This is a genomic window from Cellulomonas sp. P5_C6, assembly GCF_054049635.1.
In genome coordinates this window covers 1-8462 of record NZ_JBFULZ010000183.1, presented here as the reverse complement: position 1 = coordinate 8462, position 8462 = coordinate 1, and the positions used below count along the sequence as shown (strand labels likewise).

Below are 8462 nucleotides of genomic sequence, written 5' to 3'. Positions count from 1 at the left end.
GCCTCGAGCTGCGTCGCTGCCCGACCACATCCATCACGCCGATTTCCATMTGCCGCGCCCAGATCGGGCGCACGGACTCGACAGAGAAGGTGCACCACCATGGATCCGATGGGCAAGGTGCTCGCGGGGGCGACGTCTGACCCGCGGTCACCCTCGCGGCCCGAGGGAGGGCACGAGGGACGCGCCGTGCGCCTGCGAGAGCGATCCGCGGCCGGCGCGCGTCGGCTGGACGGCCGTTCCCCGCAGCGCCCGGACGCCGGCGTCCCGAGGTGGGCGGGGGTGCCGTTCCGCTCATGCTCGGTCGAGCTGGCTGAGGTCCTCGACCAGGCCGCGCAGCGCGTCGCCGAGCAGGGCACGTCGGCAGAACGCCGCCTGCTCGAGGCGATGTCGGGGGTGATAGCGCAGTCTGCGCCGGGTGTCGCCGCGGCACTGAGTGACCCGGACGGCACCGAGATCTCCCGCCTGCGCGCGTTCGGTCTCGCGCACACCCACCTTCTGGAGGTGCTCGGCCCGCGCGAGCACGCGTGGCTGCTCGACCTCCTCGATGGCGTGGCCGGCGGGCTCGGGCGTCCGGCCGTCACGGCCGGATGACACGCCAACGACGTCACCGACCGACCGAGGCAGGGCCCTCGAGCACGGGTGTTGTGCAAGGCTGCTCGACGTGAGCGCGAGCGCGCAGGAGCCGGCGCGAACCCCGACCTCGACGCTGGTCGTCCAGCTGCTCGGACGGCCCCGCACCGACGTCGACGGGGCACCCGGATATCGCCTGCGCAGCCGCAAGAGCTGGGCGCTCTTGGCCTTCCTGCTGCTGGGCGAGAGGCCGCCCACGCGCACCCAGCTGGCCTCGCTGCTCTTCGCCGAGGCGGACGACCCCCTCGGGGCCTTGCGGTGGTGCCTGGCGGAGATCCGACGGGCGCTCGGCTCGGCGGTCGTCCTCGATGGCGACCCGGTGACGATCGCGCTGCCCGTCGGTGCCACCGTCGACGTGGACGTGCTGGTCCGCGGTCACTGGAGCACCGCGGTCGAGCTCCCCGGCCTGGGGCAGGACCTCCTCGACGGACTCGTCATCCTGCATGCCGACGCCTTCGAGTCGTGGTTGCTCTCCGAACGCCGTCGGCTCGCGGCCGCCACGGAGTCGATCCTGCACGAGGCGGCGCTCGGGCACCTCGCCCGTGGCGACCTCCACCGCGCGCGCGACCTGGCGGTCCGGGCCGCTGTGCTGAGTCCACTCGACGAGAACCACCAGGCGCTTCTGATCAGGCTCTATCGTCTGGCGGGCGAGGACGAGGCGGCCCGGCGCCAGTACGACGCCTGGGTGGCGGTCGCCGAACGGGAGCTCGGCACACCCCCCGGCGCTCCCGTGCTGCTCGCGATGCGGGAGGGCCCCAGGCCGGCGGGCGGCACCGGGGGCGGAGTCTCGATCCAGGCGGTGACGGAGGCCGGTGTCGCGGCCGTCTCCGCGGGCGCGCTGGTGGCCGGCGTGTCGTCGTTCGAGAACGCCGTCGGCCTCGCCGACCGCGCAGGCGTCGACAGCGAGCGGATCTCGACACGACTCGTGCTCGCGGAGGCCCTCATCCACACGCTGGGCGGCCTCGACGAGGCGGGCCTGACCATCCTGACCGAGGCCGAGCGCATCGCCGTCGCCCACGGTGACCGCGAGGCCACGACCCGGGTCCAGGCCGAGCTGGGGTACGTCGACTTCCTCCGTGCACGGTACGACCGAGCCGAACGATCGCTGACCCAGGTGCTCGCCGAGGATGCGACGTCGCCCTCGGTCCGCGCGAAGGCGATGACCTACCTCGGGTCCGTGGCCAGCGACCGCGCGGAGTACCCACGCGCCGTCGCCCTGCTGCACGGCGCCGTCCGCGCCTCGCGCGAGGTGGATGAGCCCCGGCGCGAGGCCTTCGCCCTGTCGATGCTCGGCCGGGTCGGCCTGCTCCGGGGAGACCTGGCCGGAGCCACGGAGCTGCTTGCGGCCGCCGGCGATCTCGCCGAGCGTGACCACTGGCTCTCGTTCCTGCCCTGGCCGCAGGCCCTGCTGGGCCAGGCCTGGCTCTCGCTCGGCGACCTCGACGCCGCCGGCCGCGCGCTCGAGCAGTCGTTCGCGCGGGCATGCCAGATCGGCGACCCGTGCTGGGAGGGGATCTCGGCCCGTGGGCTGGCCCTGCTGGCCGAGGCTCACGGCGAGGTGGACCAGGCGTTCGCGGTGCTCCTGGACGCGCGAGCGCGCGCCAACCGCTTGGCCGACCCGTACGTCTGGCTCGACGTCCACATCCTCGACGCACTGTGCGAGATCGGACGACGTCACCGACATCCGCTGACCGCGTCGTGGGCGGACGCCATGCTCGACCGCGCATCGCGCACCGGCATGCGGGAGCTGACCGTGCGGGCCATGCTCCACGGGGCCGCTTCGGGCCTCCACGGGGATGCCGATGCGGCCGCCCTGCTGGCGGACGACATCGACAGCTCGGTGCTCTCCGCGCTGGTCGCGGCGGCCGGCGGGYGCTGACAGCACTCATCGCGGTCGCGGGGCCACTGCGGCGATCGCCACGTCAGCTGGGCGCTGCCGTTCGTCTCGCCGCCACGACCGCGCCCCGTCGACGTGGGAACCGCGCGGCCTGCACGTGATCCACAGGCTGCCGGAGACCACGGCGACGCGATGCTCGGCGATGTCGTCACGTCTCAGTGCGTGAGCGACCTCGTCCGTAGTAGTCGCGCCAGATCACTCGGTGGAGTCGAAGGACACGTGGGATGGAGCGCAGACCGGGAATGAACGGGAGGAAGGTCAGGACGAGCATGAGCACCGCGATGATGGCCAGGATGTAGATGTCGCCGTTCGCGGTGAGCGTCGCCGCGAACCCGCTGTCCGCTTCGCTGTTGAACGCGGGGAGCTGGTACCAGAAGGAGAAGGGGGCGAGCCACTGCTGGCCGGGGTAGTTCCCCGTCTCGTTCATCATTCCCCACTGGTTTCCCTGCAGGTGGTTCGCCGTGCCGGCGTCGTCCAGGTAGGAGCCGTCCCCGAGGAAGAGGATCTGCTTGGTGGTGTCGGTCGTGAAGAACTGGCCGGGCGCCGGCAGAACACCGTCGAGCGCGCCCGAGGTTGCCATGGCCAGGAGGCCCGAGGCGAGGGCGGGTACGGGCCCGTAGTCGCCACGCGCCACCTTCGACGCGTCGCCGTTCGCGCCTGCCGGGTCGTTGAGCGCGGTGTCGTACGCCGTCGCCCATGTCGACTGGTCGACGGGCGTCGCCGTCGTCCACTGCTTCAGGGCGGTCGCGACGTCGGCAGGCTGCTGCTGGTGCTGCAACGGCTGGACCACGAAGTCCTCGGCCGGGTTCACCGGGATGTGGACCCCGACCGATTTCTGCAGCTCGACCGGACCGAGGACCTGGCCGTCGCCGCCGTCGTTGTACGGCGGGCCGTAGGTGGCGCTGTCGGACGTACCGGCGAGCTCGGCGACGGTCACGGCGTAGAAGTTGTCCGGAGAGGAGCGCGCCCAGCCACGGAAGGTGAGTGCGGGCTCGTCGGGCGAACCGAAGATCGCCGCGAGGATGACGACGAGAGCCGCGACCACCACGGTCGCGATGACGCCCTCCTTGAGGATGTCGTAGCGACGGACCGGCCCCGACCACGGTTCGCGCTCCAGCCGTCGCTGTGCCGCTGTGCCCGGCATCATGACCCGCCCCCGTCCGTCTCGGCGGCCTCGACCTCGGCCGCGTCGATCGGCGGCACCCCGCGCAGCCGCACGAGCAGGATGTGGACGACGACCAGCGCCGTCAGCACCGCGGGCATCAGGAACACGTGGATGAGCAGGTTCTGGCCGAGGTTCGCCACGTTGAACCAGGCGCCGATCCCCGCGGCGTTGAGCCCGTCCTTCGCCTCGAACGCGATCCACTGTGAGTCGAAGTTGGTCTGGACGAGGTAGCCGGTGAGTGCCGCCCCGATGGAGGCCACCAACGCGATGACCCCGGTGATCCAGGTGAGTGCCCGGTGACCGCGCCACGCCGCCATGAAGAACTTGCCCGCGAGGTGCACGCCCATGAAGAGGAAGAAGAGCTGGACCGACCAGAAATGCAGGCTGTTGACGAACAGACCGGTGCTCGACGTGTGGTACCAGCTCGGTCCCTCGAACGCCAGGACCGTCCCGGACAGGATGATCCCGCCGAACGCGGCGAGGGTCAGGACCCCGAAGACGTAGATCCACGAGGCCACATACGCCGGTTGCGTCTCCGGCAGAAGCTTGTCGTAGGGCAGCTGGTGCTCGAGGACGTTGCGCGCCCGCCCGATCCACGAGGACGGGAGGGGGACGGTCTCGGACGGCGTCGTGTCGTTCATCGCCGACGCCGTGCGTCTCCCCGGTCCCGCGGGAACGGCAGGACCAGGGCGAGGACGAACAGCACGACCGTCACCGTGATGGCGACGAGGTTCGGCACCGAGACTGCGAACCAACCCCAGGTCACGTATCCGACCGAGTCGCCGGTGGCGACCGCAAAGGCCAGCATGTCGGTCCTCCTCGATGAGTCGGACGAGCCCCCTCGGCGCTGTGCACGCCCGAAAAGGGCCACGAAAAGGGCATGCCTGCCCTGACCAGGGGCACGGACCGCTCGGGCCCGATCGCTTCGAGGCTCTGCCCGCTTCGGCGCCGCGTCTGAGGGTTCCGGTCTGACGACGGTGCTCACGTTCGTGGCCTCGCCCGCCAGATCGAATCCTTCCCCGCGTCCCAGGCTTGGCCCGGCCGGGTCCGACGAACAGGGCACAAGGTCCCGACCTCGGGCCGGCCGGGTCCGAGCGGGCCGTTCCGCGGCCTGCGCGTCAGTTCGCCTGTGGACGGTGGTCCTCCAGGTGCCAGTATTCGACCGGACCCGCAGCGACGAAGCACCGGTGTCCACGTAGGGAAAGAGGCGCACATGCACGGCAACCCCCTGCTCACCGAAGGCCGGATCGCCCGGTTCCTCGCGGAGAGGATCGTCCCCGCGATCTATCGCGAGCGGGTGGCGCTCGACCTCAGCGCCTGGTCCGCACCCGGTGAACCGGTGCCGTTCCGCGACGCGGTCGCGCAGACGTACGAGCCGGTCGCTCCGGGTCTCGCCTGGGGTGCTCCGTGGAGCACCACGTGGTTCCACGTCACCGGTTCGGTCCCGGACGAGTGGCCGGTCGCGGGCACGGCGGTGGAGCTCGTGGTCGACCTCGGCTTCAACGCCGAGAGTCCGGGCTTCCAGGCCGAGGGTCTGGTGTGGCGGGCCGACGGCACGACGATCAAGGGCGTGTCGCCGTTCAACCAGGCGGTCCCGTGGCCCGAGGGCGGGTCGATCGACGTGTTCGTCGAGGCCGCGGGCAACCCGAACATCGCGAGCAACTTCGGCTTCGTCGCGACGCCGTACGGGGACCTCGCCACTGCGGGCACCGATCCGCAGTACGAGCTGATGTGCATCGACGTGGCGCTGCGGGACGTCACCGTGTGGGAGCTGTGGCAGGACCTGACGGCACTGATCGGGCTGATGACCGAGCTGCCTGCCGACTCCACGCGCGCCGCGCGCATCCGGTACGGGCTCGACGCCGTGATCGACCTGGTGGACCCGCACGACGTGGCCGGCACCGCCGCTTTGGCCCGTGCGGCGCTGCGGCCGCTGCTCGACTCACCGGCCTCCGCCTCCGCGCACCACGCGATAGCGGTCGGCCATGCACACATCGACTCCGCCTGGCTCTGGCCGCTGCGCGAGACCGTCCGCAAGTGCGCCCGCACATTCTCCAACGTGCTGGCGCTCATGGACGCTGACCCCGACTTCGTGTTCGCATGCTCGTCGGCCCAGCAGTACGCGTGGATGAAGGAGTTCTACCCGGACATCTTCGACCGCATCCGCGACAAGGTCAGGGCCGGTCAGTTCGTGCCCGTCGGCGGCATGTGGGTCGAGTCCGACACCAACATGCCCGGCTCCGAGGCGATGGCCCGACAGATGGTGGCCGGCAAGCGGTTCTTCCTGGAGGAGCTCGGCGTCGAGACGCTGGAGGTCTGGCTGCCCGACTCCTTCGGGTACTCGGGCGCCCTGCCGCAGATCGTCCGCGCAGCCGGGTCCCGCTGGTTCGTGTCGCAGAAGCTCTCGTGGAACGACACGAACAGGATGCCGCACCACACGTTCACGTGGGAGGGCATCGACGGGTCGCGGGTGCTCACCCACTTTCCCCCGGTCGACACCTACAACTCGGACCTCTCCGCCAAGGACCTCGTGCACGCCGAGGCGAACTTCAACGAGAAGGGTGTTGCGGCGTCCTCGATCGTGCCCTTCGGCTGGGGCGACGGTGGCGGCGGCCCGACCCGGGAGATGATCGCCTCAGCACGCCGTTTCGAGAACCTCGAGGGTGCGCCGCGCGTCGAGCTGGGCAGCCCCACGACGTTCTTCGAGCGCGCGGAGACCCAGCTCACGCGTCCGCCGGTGTGGTCCGGGGAGATGTACCTGGAGTTCCACCGCGGCACCTACACGTCGCAGGCGCGCACCAAGCAGGGCAACCGGCGCACCGAGCACCTCCTACGGGAGGCGGAGCTGTGGGCGGCTACGGCCGCTGTCCAGCGCGGGGCCGAGTATCCGTACGACGAGCTCGAGACCCTGTGGCACACCGCGCTCCTCCACCAGTTCCACGACATCCTGCCCGGCAGCTCGATCGCCTGGGTGCACCGTCAGGCAGAGGAGACGTACGCACGGCTGGCCCGGGAGCTGGAGGCTCTGCTCGCCGTGTCGACGGCCGCCGTGGTCGGCGTGGGGGAGACGCCGCTGCTGCTCAATGCCGGGCCCCACGCCCGCGACGGGGTGCCGCCGCTCAGTGCGGCGCCCGTGACTGCGCCGTCCGGCGACCCGGTCTGGGTGATCGCCGGCGACGAGGGCACGTTCCGCGTCCGGAACGGGCTGATCGATGTGCACCTCACATCGGGCGGACAGATCGAGTCGCTGGTCGACCTCGTCGCCGACCGAGAGGTCATCCCCGCGGGATCGCTCGCCAACCTGCTCCAGCTGCATCGGGACACGCCGGCCAAGTGGGACGCGTGGGACATCGACACGGAGTATCGCCGGGTGGGGACCGACCTGCTCGGCGCGGACAGCATCGAGGTGGTGACAGAGTCGTCCGATCTCGTCGTCGTCCGCACGACGAGGGTGTTCGGCTCCTCCCGCGTCGTCCAGGACCTGACGTTCCGGCGTGGGAGCGCGGCGGTCGAGATCGTCACGGACATCGAGTGGCGCGAACGGCAGAAGCTGCTCAAGCTGGCGTTCCCGCTCGACGTCCACGCCGACCGGTCCGCCGCCGAGACCCAGTTCGGCCACGTGTTCCGGCCCACACACACCAACACGTCGTGGGACGCCGCCCGGTTCGAGATCTGTGCGCACCGCTGGCTGCACGTGGGCGAGGCCGGCTACGGCGTCTCGATCGCCAACGACGCCACGTACGGGCACGACGTCACGCGTCGTGAGGGTGGCGGGACGACGGTCCGCCTGTCACTCCTGCGCGCGCCGCTGTTCCCCGACCCCGAGGCGGACCAGGGGCACCACCGGCTGACGACGGTGCTCCGTGCCGGTGCGCGCATCGCGGACGCGATCGAGGACGGCTACCGCACCAACTTGCCCGCTCGCGTGGTCCGCGGTGCCAGGCCGGCGGAGCCACTGGTCGTCGTGGACAACCCGGCGATCGTGGTGGAGGCCGTCAAGCTGGCCGAGGACCGCAGCGGCGACGTGATCGTGCGGTTGTACGAGTCTCTGGGCGGCCAGGCTGCCGGGACGCTCACGCCGACCTTCGCCGTGGCCGGCGTCCGGGCTGTCGACCTGCTGGAACGGGACGTCGATGCGCCCGGAGTCACCCCGACCGAGAGAGCGGTACAGCTCGCGCTGCGGCCCTTCCAGCTCGTCACCTTGCGTCTGCCACGGGCCTGAGGGATCCCGGCGGGCCGCGAGGAGGATGTGCCGTGGCGGGTCTTTGAGCCGGCTTCCCCGGCGAACCGGACGCCATGAGGACCTGACCTGCGCATGGAGAGCGCAGAAGGTGTGCCCCGAGTGGGATTCGAACCCACACTGGATCGGGTTTGAGCCGAACGCCTCTGCCGGTTGGGCTATCGGGGCCGTGCAGAAGGATAGCCGCGCCCAGACGGTCGGGCGGTGCACGGGAGACCGCGTGGGCTGCCTCACAGGCGCAACCACTGCGATCCGACAGGTGCCGCCCACTACTCTGTGCACGTGAGCACCGACGCGACCCCCGAACCCACCGAGGCGGCCCCTGAGGCCCTCGACCTGAGCACCCCCGCACCTGCGGGCGAGCCCACGGCTCCGGCCGCCGGTCGTCCGGCCCGGCGCGCGGTGGTCGCGGAGGACGAGGCGCTGATCCGCATGGACGTCGTCGAGACGTTGCGCGACGCCGGCTTCGACGTCGTCGGGGAGGCGGGCGACGGCGAGCAGGCCGTGCAGCTGGTCACCGACCTCAAGCC

6 protein-coding genes, 1 tRNA gene and 1 pseudogene are annotated in these 8462 nt (G+C 71.2%); 4 read left to right on the top strand and 4 right to left on the bottom strand.

What is annotated here, in order from left to right; genetic code table 11:
* Nucleotides 1–279: 279 nt before the first annotated feature.
* On the top strand, nt 280–591 hold the full coding sequence (locus ACXJKG_RS16995; RefSeq protein ID WP_456846920.1) for a hypothetical protein: 312 nt from the start codon (nt 280–282) through the stop codon (nt 589–591).
* Between the two features lie 70 nt (nt 592–661).
* On the top strand, nt 662–2509 hold the full coding sequence (locus ACXJKG_RS16990; protein WP_456846919.1) for a BTAD domain-containing putative transcriptional regulator: 1848 nt from the start codon (nt 662–664) through the stop codon (nt 2507–2509).
* Nucleotides 2510–2675: 166 nt separating this feature from the next.
* Here the strand turns inward: ACXJKG_RS16990 and ACXJKG_RS16985 are convergent, their stop codons facing one another.
* The 3 genes from ACXJKG_RS16985 to ACXJKG_RS16975 are packed head-to-tail and all read right to left on the bottom strand — an operon-like array spanning nt 2676 to nt 4500.
* Nucleotides 2676–3674 carry a hypothetical protein gene (locus tag ACXJKG_RS16985; protein WP_456846918.1) on the bottom strand — a complete coding sequence of 333 codons (999 nt, stop codon included), beginning with the start codon at nt 3672–3674 and terminating at the stop codon, nt 2676–2678.
* A complete protein-coding gene (locus tag ACXJKG_RS16980; RefSeq protein ID WP_456846917.1) occupies nt 3671–4333 on the bottom strand; it encodes a cytochrome b N-terminal domain-containing protein in 663 nt (220 codons plus the stop codon). The genes ACXJKG_RS16985 and ACXJKG_RS16980 overlap by 4 nt, the downstream gene beginning before the upstream one ends.
* Nucleotides 4330–4500 (bottom strand): hypothetical protein, encoded by a 171-nt coding sequence (locus tag ACXJKG_RS16975; protein WP_456846916.1) that lies wholly within the window; start codon nt 4498–4500, stop codon nt 4330–4332. Before ACXJKG_RS16975 ends, ACXJKG_RS16980 begins: the two co-directional genes overlap by 4 nt.
* Before the next feature lie 405 nt (nt 4501–4905).
* On the opposite strand from ACXJKG_RS16975, the gene ACXJKG_RS16970 reads away from it, so the two are divergent.
* Entirely contained in the window at nt 4906–7914 is a 3009-nt protein-coding gene (locus ACXJKG_RS16970; RefSeq protein WP_456846915.1) for an alpha-mannosidase, read from the top strand.
* Nucleotides 7915–8026: 112 nt separating this feature from the next.
* On the opposite strand, the gene ACXJKG_RS16965 is transcribed toward ACXJKG_RS16970, so the two are convergent.
* A tRNA-Leu gene (locus tag ACXJKG_RS16965) sits at nt 8027–8100 on the bottom strand.
* 168 nt (nt 8101–8268) lie between these two features.
* Here ACXJKG_RS16965 and ACXJKG_RS16960 point away from each other — a divergent pair.
* Nucleotides 8269–8462: pseudogene (locus tag ACXJKG_RS16960) on the top strand (response regulator); the annotation flags it as partial.